Raw genomic sequence first — 15,028 nt, 5'->3', positions numbered from 1 at the left:
TTGGGTGTACTCGCAGCCGACGCGGCTGGCGTCGCCGGCCTCGGTGTCCATGGCCATGTCGAGGACGAAGGGCTGGCCCTCCTGGAGCACCACCGCGCCGTCGCGAAAGCGCGCGATGCGGATCTTGGGCCCCTGCAGGTCGCCCAGCGCGGCGACGCTCTTGCCCAGGCGGTCGGCGATCTGGCGCACGGCGACCAGCCGGCGGCGATGGTCGGCGGCGCTGCCGTGGGAGAAGTTGAGGCGCACCACGTCGACGCCGGTGCGGATCATCGCCTCCAGCACGCCCTCGCGGTCGCTGGCCGGGCCCAAGGTGGCGACGATCTTGGTGCGGCGGAGGGGGGTGTGCGGCAGTGGCTTCGGCATGTCGAGGCGCCTCCTGAAGGGATAAGGGGGATGTCGTCAGGCTACAACAATATCGGCTTTATGGTAAGTTTACTACATCATGCTGTGACACGCTGCTTTGCATATACGGCAGGCTTGGCTTGGTGGTTTTTCTAGCCTGTAAAGGGGGTGCAGGTATGGCAGGGAATTTCAGGTGCATCGATTCATCAAGTTCATTATGTCGTAAAGTTACTAAAAAAATCTTGAGTCCTTGACTAGTTTGCGTCACATTGAGAGTCATACTGACAGGAGCCGCAGGCTGCCCAGCCGGCATCGCCGATGCCCGATCTCTGCCCACCGGCTCTATTTTCTACCCTGAAAGCTACAGAGACGCTCTGGAGGAGAGAGGACATGACGCTCAAGATTGCCATCAATGGCTTCGGTCGCATTGGTCGTAACGTGCTGCGTGCTCTGTACGAGAACGGTTACCGCAACCGGGTGAAGGTGGTGGCCATCAACGACTTGGGCGACCCCGCCCTCAACGCTCACCTGCTGCGCCATGACACCGTTCATGGCCACTTCCCGTTCAAGGTCGAGCACGACGAGGAGAGCCTCAGCGTGGACGGCGATCGCATCGCCATCCTCTCGCAGCGCGATCCTGCGGCGTTACCGTGGCAGACGCTGGGTGTCGACCTGGTGATGGAGTGCACGGGGCTGTTCACCAAGCGCGATGCCGCCGCCAAGCACCTCGAAGCGGGAGCGAAGCGCGTGCTGATCTCCGCGCCGAGCCCGGATGCCGATGCCACCGTGGTCTATGGCGTCAATGAGGACGTGCTCAAACCCGAGCACAAGGTGGTCTCCAACGCCTCCTGCACCACCAACTGCCTGGCCCCCGTGGCCAAGGCGCTCAACGACACGGTGGGCATCGAGAACGGCCTGATGACCACGGTACACGCCTACACCAACGACCAGAACCTCTCCGACGTTTACCACAGTGACCCGTACCGGGCGCGTAGTGCGACGCACTCGATGATTCCGACCAAGACCGGTGCCGCCGCCGCGGTGGGCCTGGTGTTGCCGGAGCTGGCCGGCAAGTTCGACGGCCTGGCGGTGCGCGTACCGGTGATCAACGTCTCGCTGGTGGACCTGGTGTTCACCGCCAGCCGTGATACCACCAAGGAAGAGATCAACGCGATCCTGGCCAAGGCTGCCGAAGCCTCGCCCGTACTGGCGGTCAACGCCCAGCCGCTGGTGTCGATCGACTTCAACCACGACGCCAATTCCTCCACCTTCGACGCCAATCACACCCGGGTGAACGGCCGCCTGGTCAAGGTGATGGCCTGGTACGACAACGAGTGGGGCTTCTCCAACCGCATGCTGGATACCGCCCTGGCCATGCAGGCCGCGGGCGACGCCAAGCGCGAAGCGGCCTGACTTCGCACGAGCCCCAGGCTGGCTAACGAAAACCGGAGCGCCAAGTCGCTCCGGTTTTCCGTTGTCTGCCTATTCAGGCGTTGACGATCCACTCATGAGCGGGATCGTTCTGGAACTTCCACTTCCGCTTGGGACCCGCCATCACGTTCAGGTAATAGAGTTCGTAGCCGTGGGCGGCACCCACCGGGTGGTAACCACGCGGCACCATTACGCAGCAGCCGTTTTCCACCGACATGGTCTCGTCCAGGCTCCGATCATCGGTATAGACGCGCTGGAAGGCGAAGCCTTGCGGCGGATCGATACGGTGGTAATAGGTCTCCTCGAGGCAGGATTCCTCGGGCAGGTTGTCTACGTCGTGTTTGTGGGGCGGATAGCTCGACCAATTGCCGGCCGGCGTGTAGACCTCCACCACCAGCAGGCTGTCCGCCGGCTCGGTCTCCGGCAGAATGTCCTGGATATGGCGGGTATTGGTGCCGCTGCCCCGCGTACTGCACTTGACCTGATCGGGGGTAATCAGGCGCGGTTCGTGGTTGCCATGGCCGGGTGCGCTGCACACCGCCAGTTCGAGGTCGGTGACGGCCTCGACGCTGTAGCTCACCCCGTCGGGAAGATAGACGGCATGGGGTGGTATCTTCTCGAAGACATCCATGCGTTCACCGATCGACTCCCAGCGGTGTTCGCCGCTGGTGACGGTGGCGCGGCCGGTGAGCAGCACCAGGCAGTGCTCGCGGTCCTCGGTGTTGGCCTCGAGGCGCTGGCCGCGGGCCAGCTTGTGGACGCGAAAGCCGACATGTTCCCAACCCGCGGATTCCGGGGTGACGTCCAGCACCTTGCCCTGGGCGTCGGGCTCGTGGGGGCGTACCAGTAGTGAGGTCATGGGCGCTCCTGTGGCGTTCAGTGAATATCGTCGAGGGCGATGCGGCGGCCTTCCTTCAACGAGCGCTCGGCGGCCTCGGCCAGGCGCAGGGCCTCCAGGCCGTCGATGGCGCCGGCCAGTGGGGTGTGCCCCTGTTTCCAGGCGTCGACGAAGTCGCCGATCTCGCGGCTGTAGGCCTCGGCGTAGCGTTCCAGGAAGAACCACTTGGGCTTCTCCTCCACCTGGCCCGGCTCGCCAGTGAAGCGCAGGCGGGTCTCGCTCTCGTTCTGGGTCTGCAGCATGCCGGCGCTGCCGAAGGCTTCTATGCGCTGGTCGTAGCCATAGCAGGCGCGACGCGAATTGCTGATATGGCAGAGTCGGCCGCTGGCGGTAGTCAGGGTCACCATAGCGGTATCCACATCGCCGGCCTCGCCGATGGCGGGGTCGATCAGGCAACTGCCCTCGGCGTGGACGTGGGTGATGGGCTCGTCGAGCAGCCAGCGGGCCATGTCGAAGTCGTGGATAGTCATGTCCCGGAAGATGCCGCCGGAGATGCCGACATACTCCGCTGGGGGCGGGCTGGGGTCGCGGCTGATGATGGTCAGCGTCTCGAGATCGCCGATGCGGCCTTCCACCAGAGCCTGCTTGAGGGCGGCGAACTGGGGGTCGTGCCGGCGGTTGAAGCCCAGCGCGCAGGTCACCGGATTGGCTTCGAGAACCTGGAGGGCGTCACGGGTACGCGCCAGGTCGAGGGCAATCGGCTTCTCGCAGAGGATCGCCTTGCCGGCACGGGCTGCTTGCTCCAGATAGTCAGCATGGGTCGGGGTGCTGGATGCGATCAGCACGGCGTCGATGTCGCCATCGGCAAAGATAGCGTCGGCACTCAGCACGCGGGTGCCGTGCTCGGCGGCCAAAGCTTCGGCAGCCGGGGTGTGGAAGTCGGCAACGGCGGATAGGATTGCGTCTGGATGCTGGCTTATTGAAAGGGCATGCACCTTGCCGATGCGTCCGGCGCCGATCAGGGCAATTTTCATGGCGACTCCTCTTGGTGTCGGGTCAGGGCGTTCCGGCTTCATGGCCCGGGATTCGTTGGTCTCTGGCCTTGTCTTGACGCACCCCCAGGGCGATGGCCAGCGTCTGGGCCAGACAGAGTGAGGCGGTTAGGCCGCGAAAGCTCTTGACCTCGGCTTCGTGAACGACCAGGACGACATCGGCGAGACGCGCTAGCGGGCTCAGGCTGGAATCGGTGATCACCACCAGTGGTATGCCGCGCTGCTTGGCCTGTGCTGCGGCCTCGCGGCTCTCCTCGGCATACGGTGAGAAACTCACCACCATCAGTGCATCACGCTTGCCAATGGTCTTGACCTGCTCACCGAGCATGCCGCCCAGGCCATTGAGCAAGCAGGCACGTTTGTCGATGTGATGCAGTGCATAGGTGAAATAGTTGGCCACCACGAAGCTGCGCCGTGCGCCCATTACATGCACGATCTCGGCCTTGTCAAAAACATCCAGTGCCTGCTCGAGGCAGCGTGGGTCGATGCGTCCCGGCAGTTGTTCCAACACCTCGCGATTGGCGTCGGCAAACTCCCACAATAGCTGCGTGCTGTCTGGTGTCTCCCCGGTGGCACTGCGCACGGCACGAATACGCTCAGTGTAGTTGGGCAGTTCGTCCACCAGACGCGTACGGAACAGCTGCTGCATCTCGGAGAAGCCGGAGAAACCGAAGCTGTTGGCGAAGCGGATCAGGGTCGAGGGTGTCACATCCGCCTGTTCCGAGAGCTTGGCCACGGTGGCGAAAGCTACCTCCTGGGGATGATCGAGCAGGAACCGTGCGGTCTGCTGGAGGCGCCGGCTCAAGGTGGCGTACTCCTGCGTAATGCGGGTTTCCAGTTCGCTGAAATCCTGTGGCGTTTGCTTCATGTGTCGATCTTCCTCGCCCTACCCGGGCACGTTGGCTCAGCCTGATGTCTGGCAGTCTAGGGTGTATGGAATAAATATTCCAACCATACTAAAGTATAGAATATATGATTTGTAAAATGTCAGGAATGGAATCTATATTTCATTCCGGTGACGCGTTTCATGCACGACAACCACATAATGACAACCACGAGGATTCTACCCATGGCACGTCTATCCCATTGGCTACTGGCCTCGACCGCCGCTGCGGCGTTAATGGCCGGATCGGCTCAGGCACAGGAGCAGAATCGCTTCGTCATGGTGACCCATGGCATTCCTTCCGATCCTTTTTGGTCCGTCGTCAAGAACGGTGCCGAACAGGCTGCCGACCTCGTTGGCGCAACGCTGGAGTATCGGGCCCCCTCGACTTTCGATATGGCCAGAATGCAGCAGCTCATCCAGGCTGCCGTAGCGTCGAACCCCGATGGCCTGATCGTGTCCTTCACCGATGAAGATGCGCTTGGCGGTGTGGTCCAGAACGCCGTCGACAACGGTATTCCCGTGATCACGATCAACTCCGGCGGTGATGTTGCAGGCAGCTATGGTGCGCGTCTGCACGTTGGCCAGAGTGAATACGAAGCTGGCAGGCAAGCCGCCGAGCGTATGCAGGAGATGGGCGTCGAGAAGGGGCTCTGCGTCAACCATGAGCAGGGCAACCAAGGGCTCGATCAGCGCTGTGATGGCTTCATGGCCGGCTTCGATGGCAATGCCGAGCAGTTGGCCACGACTTACGATCCGACGGAGATTCGCAATGCCATCGTCGCTTATCTCAACCAGAACGATGATGTAGGCGGCATCCTGACCTTGGGCGCACTGGCCGCCGAGCCGATGGTGCGCGCCATGCGCGATCAGGGGGCCACCGACATGTTCGTCCTTGGCACTTTTGACCTCTCACCGAGCATCCTGGAAGCCCTTGAAAACGGCGAGTTGGACTTCGCCATCGATCAGCAGCAGTACCTGCAAGGCTACCTGCCAGTCATGTTCCTCGATCAGTATGCCAGGAACGGCATGCTGCCGGCGGGTGACGTCCCTACCGGCCCGGGTTTCGTGACCCAGGAAAATGCCGCTCAGGTAGTCGAGCTGAGCAAGAAGGGCATTCGCTGATATCCATCTACCTCACATGGGCCCGGTGAACCCGGGCCCAGGGAGCCGACTGTCATGAAGTCCAACGAATCCTCTCTGGCTAACGATTCGATGACGGAGCAACAGGATGAGCGCTTGCAGAAGGTGTCGTTCTGGAAAAAGGCGCTGAGCCGCCCTGAACTGGGCGCCCTGGCCGGCACCGTCCTGGTGCTCGCCTTCTTCATCGTCGCCGCCAGCGGTACCGGCATGTTCACGCCGGCGGGCATTATCAACTTTCTTCAGGTGGCAGCTCAACTGGGCATCATCGCCACCGCTGCTGCGCTGTTGATGATCGGCGGCGAGTTCGACCTCTCCATCGGCTCGATGATCGGATTGGCCGGCATCCTCATCGCCATTCCCGCCGTGGAGTACGGCTGGCCACTGTGGGCTGCCATGCTGCTGGCCTTCTCCTGCGCGGCCCTGGTTGGCTGGATCAATGGCAACCTGGTCAATCGCACCGGTCTGCCATCCTTCATCGTGACGCTGGGCTTCCTGTTCATCCTGCGCGGCCTGGCCATCGGCGTCAGTCGGCTGCTGACCGGGCGTACCCAGGTCGGTGGCGTTCAGCAGCACATTCCCGGCGACTGGTTCGCCGCGCTCTTCTCCGGTGAAGTCGCTACCGGCCTTTTTTCCTGGATGGCAACCCAAGGCTGGATCGCCACCAACTTTGCCGGTAACCCGGTGGTCACCGGGATCCCGGTTTCCATCGTCTGGTGGCTTGCGCTGACGGCACTCGCTACCTGGGTTCTGCTCTGTACCCCCTACGGTAACTGGATATTCGCCAGCGGCGGCGATGCCAATGCCGCGCGTAACTCGGGGGTGCCGGTGCATCGGGTCAAGATCTCGCTATTCATGTTCACCGCCTTCTCGGCCACCATTTTTGCCTGCCTGCAGGTGATGGATACCGGCTCGGCGGACACCATCCGCGGGCAGCTCAAGGAACTCGAGGCGATCATCGCCGTAGTCATCGGTGGGGCGCTGCTCACTGGCGGCTATGGTTCGGCCATCGGAGCGGCGCTGGGGGCACTGATCTTCGGCATGGTGCAGATGGGCATCTTCTATACCGGCGTCAATACCGACTGGTTCCAGGTGTTCCTCGGCGCGATGCTGCTGGTGGCCGTACTGTTCAACAATTTCATGCGCAAGAAGGCGATGGAGGCCAAGTGAGATGAATGAACGTACGCCTATGATCGAGATGCGCAACGTCAGCAAGCACTTCGGCAGCGTCATCGCCCTGAGCGACATCTCGATGCAAGTCTATTCCGGTGAAGTCATGTGCCTGCTGGGTGACAACGGCGCCGGCAAATCGACCCTGATCAAGACCCTGTCAGGCGTCCACCAGCCCACCCACGGTGAAATGCTTCTGGACGGCAAGCCGACGCGCTTCAAGTCGCCGGCCTATGCCCTGGACGCCGGCATTGCCACTGTCTACCAGGACCTGGCGATGATCCCGTTGATGTCGATCACCCGTAACTTCTTCATGGGGCGCGAGCCCACAGTGGGTTGGGGCCCATTCAAGCGCATCGACTGGAAGTATGCCGACCGGGTCGCCAAGCAGGAGATGGCCAGGATCGGCATCGATGTGCGCGACCCCAGCCAGCCGGTCGGCACACTCTCCGGCGGCGAGCGCCAGTGCGTGGCCATCGCCCGGGCGGTCTACTTCGGCGCCAAGGTGCTGATCCTGGACGAGCCCACCTCGGCGCTGGGGGTCAAGCAGGCCTCGGTAGTACTGCGCTATATCGCCAAGGCGCGGGCCGATGGCCTGGCGGTGATCTTCATTACACACAACGTTCATCACGCCTACCCGGTGGCCGATGCCTTCACCCTGCTATCGCGCGGCGGCAGCCTGGGCACTTTCCGCAAGGAAGACGTCACGCGCGAGGAGGTACTCAACATGATGTCCGGCGGCGCCGAGCTGGAGAGCCTGGACGCCGAGCTGGCCGAGTTCCAGCGCAGCGATCAAGAGCGAAAGCGTGCCGCCTCCAGCGCAGGTGAGTCTGGCCCCCAGACCCATCTGGCCGCCGGCCAGTGATGAAAGGAGACAATCAACATGGCCAGTCATTCGCCCTTCACCCTGGCGGCATGTGCCGAGATGCTGTTCCGCGACCAGCCGGTCATCGAGCGGGTACGTCGGCTCGATGCCTTGGGCTTTCAGGTCGAAATCTGGGATTGGACGAAGCACGACATTCAGGCACTGGCGAACACCGACGCGACCTTCTCGTCCATGACCGGCTACGTCAGTGGCAGCCTGGCTGACAAGGAGGGAGCCGATGAGCTGGTGCGCACGGCCGCGGAGTCGGTTGAGGTAGCAAAGCGGCTGGGTATTCCCCGCTTGAATCTCCATGGCACCGGCCTGGATGGTCAGGGGCTGCCGATCAAGCCGGGCGCTGAGATGACTGGTCCCATGTGGATCCGGGCGCACGACACCCTGCATCGCCTGGCCGATTTGGGACAGGCGAAAGATGTCACCTTCGTGCTGGAGAACCTCAATACCGCCGTCGACCACCCTGGTGTGCCCTTTGCGAGAGCCGAGGATGTCCTGGCACTGGTGGCGGCTGTCGATCGCCCAGAGGTGCGCATCATGCTGGACCTCTATCACGCCCAGATCGGCGAGGGGAACCTGATCGAGCTGGTACGCCGCTGCGCTCCCTATATCGGTGAGGTACAGGTGGCCGACGTTCCCGGGCGCTGCGAGCCTGGCACCGGCGAGATTCACTACCCGGCCATCGCCCGAGCCCTCGATGAGATCGGCTATCGCGGCACCGTCGGCTTGGAGGCCTGGGCCTCTGGCGACGACGAGCTGGCTCTGACGCGCTTCCGTGAGGCCTTCACCTTTGACTCCTGAATGGAACAGCGTCGTAGCGCCCATTAGCCACTGCTGGACCTTTGGGTGCCCTGCGACAAGCGACGCGGAGAGATGCTATGCAAGAAATGAGTACTGACAGCCGTCCGCTGGACCTGATCTGCCTGGGCCGTGTCGCCGTCGACCTCTATGCGGAGCAGATCGGCTGCCGCCTGGAAGACGTGACCAGCTTTGCCAAGTACCTGGGTGGCAGTTCCGGCAACATGGCCTATGGCACGGCAAGGCTGGGGCTCAGGTCGGCCATGCTGTCTCGGGTGGGCAACGAGCAGATGGGCAGCTTCGTGCGTGAGGAGTTAGAGCGCGCCGGGGTCGATACTTCGGGTCTGCAGACCGATCCGGAACGCCATACCGGCTTGGTGCTGCTGGCGATCAAGGACCGCGACACCTTTCCGCTGCTTTTTTATCGTCGCGACTGCGCCGACATGGCTATCGACGCGGACGCCATCGACCCCGCATTCATCGGCAGTGCCCTGGCTCTGGCCATTACCGGTACACACCTTTCCACCGTCACCACGCGCCGTGCCTGCCGCAAGGCCTTGGATGCGGCGGCCGAGCATGGCGTCAAGCGGGTGCTGGATATCGACTATCGACCAGTGCTGTGGGGCTTGACCACTCCGGGCGACGGGGAGACTCGCTTCATCGCCGACGAAACGGTCACCACCGACCTGCAGCAGTGGCTCGGCGACTTCGACCTGATCGTTGGTACCGAGGAGGAGTTCCATATTGCCGGCGGCAGCACCGATACCCTCGAGGCGCTGCGTGCGGTGCGTCGCGTCAGCAACGCCACCCTGGTCTGCAAGCTCGGGCCGCTCGGCTGCGTGGTGATCGAAGGCGAGATTCCCAGCCGTGTCGAGGAAGGCATCCTGGTCCGGGGGGTGAAAGTCGATGTGCTCAATGTGCTGGGCGCGGGCGACGCCTTCATGAGCGGTCTCCTGAGAGGCTGGCTGCGTGGCAAGGACTGGGAGACCAGTGCCACCTATGCCAACGCTTGCGGGGCTCTGGTGGTCTCCCGGCATGGCTGTGCGCCGGCCATGCCCACTGAGGAGGAACTGTTCGACTATCTGGCACGCCGGGACGAGGTGCGACATCCTGACAAGGACGGTCGTCTCAACCATCTGCATCGGGTTACCACCCGCACGCCTGCCGAGTGGCCCGAAGTGTGCGGCCTGGCCTTCGATCATCGGCGCCAGCTCACCGACATGGCCCGCGACGAACAGGCCGACCCCGAACGTTTGCCGATCTTGAAGCGGCTGCTGGTCCAGGCCGCCGAGGAAGGTGCGCGTCGCACTGGGCTGGAAAAGCCGGCGATCCTGGTCGATGACGTCTTCGGTCGGGACGCGCTCAACGATGCCTCCGGCAAGGGTTGGTGGATCGGCCGTCCGGTGGAGTTGCCTGGCTCGAGACCGCTGCGCTTCCAGCACGGCGACGACCTGGGTAGCCGGCTGCGCTTCTGGCCCGCCGAGCACATCATCAAGTGCTTGGTGTTCTACCACCCCGACGATGCCTTGGACCTGCGTCTGGAGCAGGAGGAGCGTCTGCGTCAGCTCTACCAGGCGGCCTGCGACAACGGCCTGGAGCTGCTGGTGGAGGTGATTCCCCCCGCCGCCATGCCGGTGGACGACACCACCTTGGCGCGCAGCCTGCAGCGCTTCTACAACCTGGGCATTCGCCCCGACTGGTGGAAGCTGCCGGCCATGTCCGACACCGCCTGGCAGGCAGTGGGGCGGATAATCGATATCCAGGACCCTCATTGTCGCGGTGTGGTGCTGCTGGGCCTCGACGCCCCCATGGAGGAGATGAAACGCGGCTTTGCGCCGGCTGCCCGGCAGGCGCGCTGCAAAGGCTTCACCGTCGGCCGCACCCTTTTCGCCGAGGCGAGCCGCGAGTGGCTGGCCGGACGCATCGACGATGCGGCGCTGGTGGCCCGGGTAGCCGACAACTATGCCGAACTGATCCGGGAGTGGCGGCGTCTGCGCAGCGCCGCCCCCCAATTGGAGGAAGCCTGATATGAGCACCATTCGTTTGACCATGGCCCAGGCCTTGGTCAAGTACCTGGCGGCACAGCGCATTGAGCTTGAGGATCGTGAGGTTCCGCTGTTCGAAGGGGTCTTCGCCATCTTCGGTCATGGCAACGTGGCCGGCCTGGGCGAGGCGCTCTACCACGCCCAGAAGGAGTTGCCGACCCTGCGTGCCCACAACGAGCAGACCATGGCCCATGCCGCCATTGCCTTCGCCAAGACCAACGGCCGGCGTCGCCTGATGGCGGCTACCAGCTCGATCGGGCCGGGGGCCACCAATATGGTCACTGCGGCCGCCCTGGCCCATGCCAACCGTTTGCCGATCCTGCTGCTGCCGGGGGATACCTTCGCTTCCCGCGAACCCGACCCGGTGCTGCAGCAGGTGGAGCACTTCGGCGATCCCACCATCACGGTCAATGACTGCTTCCGGCCGGTGTCGCGCTTCTTCGATCGCATTACCCGCCCGGAGCAGCTGCTAACCAGCCTGCCTCAGGCCATGGCCACCCTGCTCGATCCCGAGCACTGTGGCCCTGCGACCCTGGCGCTACCCCAGGACGTCCAGACCTTTGCCTATGACTACCCTGAGGCCTTCTTTCACCCCCGGGTGCACCGCATCCGGCGTCCCCAGCCCGCCCCCCACGAGCTGGAGGTGGCTATTGCCGCCCTGGCTCGCGCCGAGCGCCCGCTGATCATCGCCGGTGGCGGTGTGCATTATGCCGAGGCCTGTGGGCGTCTGGCGGAGTTTGCCCGTACCCGAGGCGTGCCAGTGGCTGAAACCCAGGCCGGTAAGGGGGCCCTGGCCGACGCTCATCCCTGCGCGATGGGGGCCATCGGCGTCACCGGTAGCGCCGCCGCCAACCGGCTCGCCGAGCAGGCGGACGTCATTCTCGCCGTGGGCACCCGGTTGCAGGATTTCACCACCGGCTCACGGGCGCTCTTCGAGCGAGACGATGTCACTCTGGTGGCGCTGAACGTGGGACGCTTCGACAGCCAGAAGCATCATGCCCTGCCGCTGATCGGTGATGCCCTTGATGGCCTCGCGGCGCTGGATGCCGGCCTGGCCGAGTGGCGAGCCTCAGATGCCTGGCGGGAGCAGGCTGGCGGCCTCAAACGGGAGTGGGCCGAGGTGGTGGCCCGGGTGACCGCCGACGAGGGACGTAACTTGCCCACCGATGCCCAGGTGATCGGTGCCGTGAACCGTCAGGCCGGTGAGGACGGCATCGTGGTCTGCGCCGCTGGCGGCCTTCCCGGCGAGCTGCACAAGCTGTGGCAGTGTGCCGGTCCGGGCAGCTATCACGTGGAGTATGGCTATTCATGCATGGGTTACGAGATAGCCGGCGGCTTGGGGGTCAAGATGGCGCGGCCCGAGCGAGAGGTGTTCGTCATGGTGGGTGACGGTTCCTACCTAATGCACAACTCGGAGCTCGCCACCTCGGTGATGCTTGGTCACAAGCTGATCGTGGTGGTGCTCGACAATCGCGGCTTTGGCTGCATCAACCGCTTGCAGCGGGCCACCGGCGGCGCAGGCTTCAATAACCTGCTCGGCGACTGCCGCACGGTGCCGGAAGGCGCCCCCAAGACGGATTTCGCCGCCCACGCCCGGGCGCTGGGGTGCCAGGCCGAGAGCGTGCGCGGCATCAGTGAGCTGGAGCAGGCGCTGGTACGCGCCCGCCAGGCCAACACGACCTATGTCATTGCCCTGGACACCGATCCGCTGCCCAGCACCGCCGAAGGTGGCGCCTGGTGGGAGGTGGCAGTGCCTGAGGTCTCTAAGCGCGACCAAGTGCGCGAGGCCTATGCAGGCTACCGCGAGGCCAAACGGCGTCAGCACCGCTGAGCCGCGACGGCGCTCATCGACTCACTCGTTCACGCATCTCATGGCGCGGGCCGGGTGGCCCGCTCGCAAGGAGCACGTCATGTCTACCGTACGCCTGGGGATCAATCCCCTGACCTGGACCAACGACGATCTGCCGAGCCTGGGGGCCGATACCCCGTTGGAGGTCTGCCTGGAAGAGGGACGCGAGGCTGGCTTCGTCGGCTTCGAACTCGGCAACAAGTTTCCCCGCACACCGGAGACCCTCAACAGGGTGTTGGACCGCCATGACCTGGACTTGGTCTCCGGTTGGTACTCCGCCCGGTTGCTGGAGCGCAGCCCCGAGGAGGAGATCGCGGCGGTCCAGGACCACCTCCAGTTGCTCAAGGCGTGCGGCGCCAAGGTGATGGTGTTCTGTGAGGTGAGCCGTTGCATCCACGGCAACCAGTCGGTGCCGCTGTCCCGGCGCCCCCATCTCAGCGATGCCGATTGGAAACGCCTGGCCGAGGGGCTCAACGCAGTGGGGGATTACCTCAAGGAGCAGGGCGTGCACATGGCTTACCACCACCACCTGGGCACCGTGGTGGAGAGCCAGCAGGACGTGGAGCGGATGCTCGACAACACTCGCGACTCCGTCGGCCTGTTGCTTGATTTCGGTCACCTGCGCGGTGCCGGTGGCGATCCGATGGCAGTGGCCCGGCGTTACGCTTCGCGGGTCAAGCATGTGCATTGCAAGGACGTGCGCTTCGGTGTGCTTGAGGAGCTGAGCAATCGTGACAAGAGCTTCCTCGACGGAGTCCTCGACGGTCTGTTCACCGTGCCCGGCGACGGAGACGTCGACTTCCTGCCCACCCTGACCCACCTGCGTGAGGCCGGCTACACGGGTTGGCTGGTAGTGGAAGCCGAGCAAGACCCGGAAGTGGCTCACCCCCAGACCTACGCCCGGATGGGGTACCGCAACCTGCGTGCCCTGGCTGAGCAAGCTGGCTTTCAGATCGCCGACTGAGTCCCCTATCCAGATAGAAGCAGGCCAGATACAACCGCCCAGATAACAAAAGAGACCCTTGTCATGAACCAGATTCATCATTTCATCAACGGCCGCATTGTCGAGGGCGCCAGTGGCCGCAACGCCCCGGTCTACAATCCCGCCAACGGTGAGCAACGCCTGCAGGTCGCGCTCTCCTCCGCCGACGAGACCCGCGAAGCGGTGCGCGTGGCGCACGACGCCTTCGCCAAGTGGTCACGTGTCTCACCGCTCAAGCGTGCGCGGATCATGTTCAAGTTCAAGGCACTGGTCGAGGAGCACGCCGACGAGCTGGCGCGGCTGATCTCGAGCGAGCACGGCAAGGTGTTCTCCGACGCCAAGGGTGAGGTCACCCGTGGCCTGGAGGTGGTCGAGTTTGCCTGCGGCATCCCGCATCTGCAGAAGGGCGAGCACTCCATGAACGTGGGCACCGGCGTGGACAGCTACTCCCTGATGCAGCCGCTGGGCGTGTGTGCCGGCATCTCGCCGTTCAACTTCCCGGCCATGGTGCCGATGTGGATGTTCCCCATCGCGCTCGCCTGCGGCAACACCTTCGTCATGAAGCCCTCGGAGAAGGACCCCTCCACGCCGATGCGCCTGGCCGAGCTGCTCCAGGAGGCCGGCCTGCCCGACGGTGTGTTCAACGTGGTCAACGGCGACAAGGAGGCCGTGGACGTGCTGCTCACCGACGAGCGGATCCAGGCGGTGAGCTTCGTCGGCTCCACGCCCATCGCCGAATACATCTACGCCACCGCTTCGGCCCACGGCAAGCGCGTGCAAGCCCTGGGCGGCGCCAAGAATCACATGGTGATCATGCCCGACGCCGATCTCGACCAGGCCGTCGGTGCGCTGATGGGAGCCGCCTATGGCTCTGCCGGCGAGCGCTGCATGGCCATCTCCGTGGCGGTGCCGGTGGGTGAGGAGACTGCCCAGCGTCTGCGCGAGAAGCTCATCGGCGAGCTGGCCAGGCTCAGGGTTGGCCCCGGGCTGGTGGACGGACCCGACAACGACATGGGCCCGCTGATCACCCGCGAGCACCTGGAGAAGGTCAAGGGCTATATCCAGGCCGGCGTGGACGAGGGCGCCGAGTTGGTGGTCGACGGCCGCGAGGCGCGCATCGAAGGCGCCGGCGACGGCTACTTCATCGGCGGCACCCTGTTCGACCAGGTCAAGCCGGGCATGCGCATCCACAGCGAGGAGATCTTCGGTCCGGTGCTCTGCATCGCCCGGGCGGCGAGCTTCGACGAGGCCGTGGCTATGATAAACACCCATGAGTACGGCAACGGTACCGCCATCTTCACTCGTGACGGCGACGCCGCACGCCAGTTCGTCGAGCAGATCCAGGTCGGCATGGTTGGGGTCAACGTGCCGATCCCGGTACCCATGGCCTTCCACAGCTTCGGTGGCTGGAAGCGCTCGCTGTTCGGCCCGCTGCACATGCACGGCCCCGACGGCGTGCGCTTCTACACCTGCATGAAGACCGTTACCCAGCGCTGGCCCAGCGGCATCCGCGAAGAGACCAACCACTTCACCATGCCGACCCACTGATCGCGGCCCCACTCCCACCTCTCAATCAGGCTGTCTGGCTGATTTGGCGTGGTTGATTTCGTGATGGAGGATA

At 64.0% G+C, this 15,028-nt stretch carries 13 protein-coding genes; 9 read left to right on the top strand and 4 right to left on the bottom strand.

Translation table 11 applies throughout. The features are described from left to right. On the bottom strand, positions 1-363 hold a 363-nt coding region (locus ACUY1T_RS20040; protein WP_446025328.1), incomplete at its 3' end, for a pyruvate kinase. 369 nt (positions 364-732) lie between these two features. On the opposite strand from ACUY1T_RS20040, the gene gap reads away from it, so the two are divergent. Then, complete coding sequence (gap, locus tag ACUY1T_RS20035; RefSeq protein WP_446025327.1) at positions 733-1,755, top strand: type I glyceraldehyde-3-phosphate dehydrogenase; 1,023 nt, start codon at positions 733-735, stop codon at positions 1,753-1,755. Between the two features lie 73 nt (positions 1,756-1,828). On the opposite strand, the gene iolB is transcribed toward gap, so the two are convergent. The 3 genes from iolB to ACUY1T_RS20020 are packed head-to-tail and all read right to left on the bottom strand — an operon-like array spanning position 1,829 to position 4,531. Then, on the bottom strand, positions 1,829-2,632 hold the full coding sequence (iolB, locus tag ACUY1T_RS20030) for a 5-deoxy-glucuronate isomerase (protein WP_446025326.1): 804 nt from the start codon (positions 2,630-2,632) through the stop codon (positions 1,829-1,831). A gap of 17 nt (positions 2,633-2,649) precedes the next feature. Beyond that, positions 2,650-3,645, bottom strand: a complete 996-nt coding sequence (gene iolG, locus ACUY1T_RS20025; RefSeq protein WP_446025325.1) for an inositol 2-dehydrogenase — start codon at positions 3,643-3,645, stop codon at positions 2,650-2,652. A 22-nt stretch (positions 3,646-3,667) separates the two neighbouring features. Next, entirely contained in the window at positions 3,668-4,531 is an 864-nt protein-coding gene (locus ACUY1T_RS20020; protein WP_446025324.1) for a MurR/RpiR family transcriptional regulator, read from the bottom strand. Between the two features lie 201 nt (positions 4,532-4,732). Here ACUY1T_RS20020 and ACUY1T_RS20015 point away from each other — a divergent pair, with 201 nt between their 5' ends. The 8 genes from ACUY1T_RS20015 (at position 4,733) to ACUY1T_RS19980 (ending at position 14,955) form a co-directional block, all read left to right on the top strand. After that, positions 4,733-5,671, top strand: coding sequence for a sugar ABC transporter substrate-binding protein (locus tag ACUY1T_RS20015; RefSeq protein ID WP_446025323.1), 939 nt, complete (start codon positions 4,733-4,735; stop codon positions 5,669-5,671). Between the two features lie 54 nt (positions 5,672-5,725). After that, complete coding sequence (locus ACUY1T_RS20010) at positions 5,726-6,856, top strand: ABC transporter permease (protein WP_446025322.1); 1,131 nt, start codon at positions 5,726-5,728, stop codon at positions 6,854-6,856. Between the two features lies 1 nt (position 6,857). Beyond that, positions 6,858-7,721, top strand: coding sequence for an ATP-binding cassette domain-containing protein (locus tag ACUY1T_RS20005; RefSeq protein WP_446025321.1), 864 nt, complete (start codon positions 6,858-6,860; stop codon positions 7,719-7,721). Positions 7,722-7,739: 18 nt separating this feature from the next. Beyond that, positions 7,740-8,534 (top strand): TIM barrel protein, encoded by a 795-nt coding sequence (locus ACUY1T_RS20000; RefSeq protein WP_446025320.1) that lies wholly within the window; start codon positions 7,740-7,742, stop codon positions 8,532-8,534. Between the two features lie 77 nt (positions 8,535-8,611). Then, positions 8,612-10,558: a bifunctional 5-dehydro-2-deoxygluconokinase/5-dehydro-2-deoxyphosphogluconate aldolase gene (locus tag ACUY1T_RS19995; RefSeq protein WP_446025319.1), complete on the top strand. Its 1,947-nt coding sequence runs from the start codon at positions 8,612-8,614 to the stop codon at positions 10,556-10,558. 1 nt (position 10,559) lies between these two features. Continuing rightward, positions 10,560-12,407: a 3D-(3,5/4)-trihydroxycyclohexane-1,2-dione acylhydrolase (decyclizing) gene (gene iolD, locus ACUY1T_RS19990; RefSeq protein ID WP_446025318.1), complete on the top strand. Its 1,848-nt coding sequence runs from the start codon at positions 10,560-10,562 to the stop codon at positions 12,405-12,407. Positions 12,408-12,486: 79 nt separating this feature from the next. Then, positions 12,487-13,389: a myo-inosose-2 dehydratase gene (gene iolE / locus ACUY1T_RS19985; protein ID WP_446025317.1), complete on the top strand. Its 903-nt coding sequence runs from the start codon at positions 12,487-12,489 to the stop codon at positions 13,387-13,389. Positions 13,390-13,452: 63 nt separating this feature from the next. After that, positions 13,453-14,955 (top strand): CoA-acylating methylmalonate-semialdehyde dehydrogenase, encoded by a 1,503-nt coding sequence (locus tag ACUY1T_RS19980; protein WP_446025316.1) that lies wholly within the window; start codon positions 13,453-13,455, stop codon positions 14,953-14,955. The last annotated feature ends 73 nt before the right edge of the window (positions 14,956-15,028 follow it).

It is taken from the genome of Billgrantia sp. Q4P2, assembly GCF_052806135.1.
Note: the sequence above shows the minus strand (reverse complement) of the source record. Positions and strands in the feature narration are given on the sequence as shown.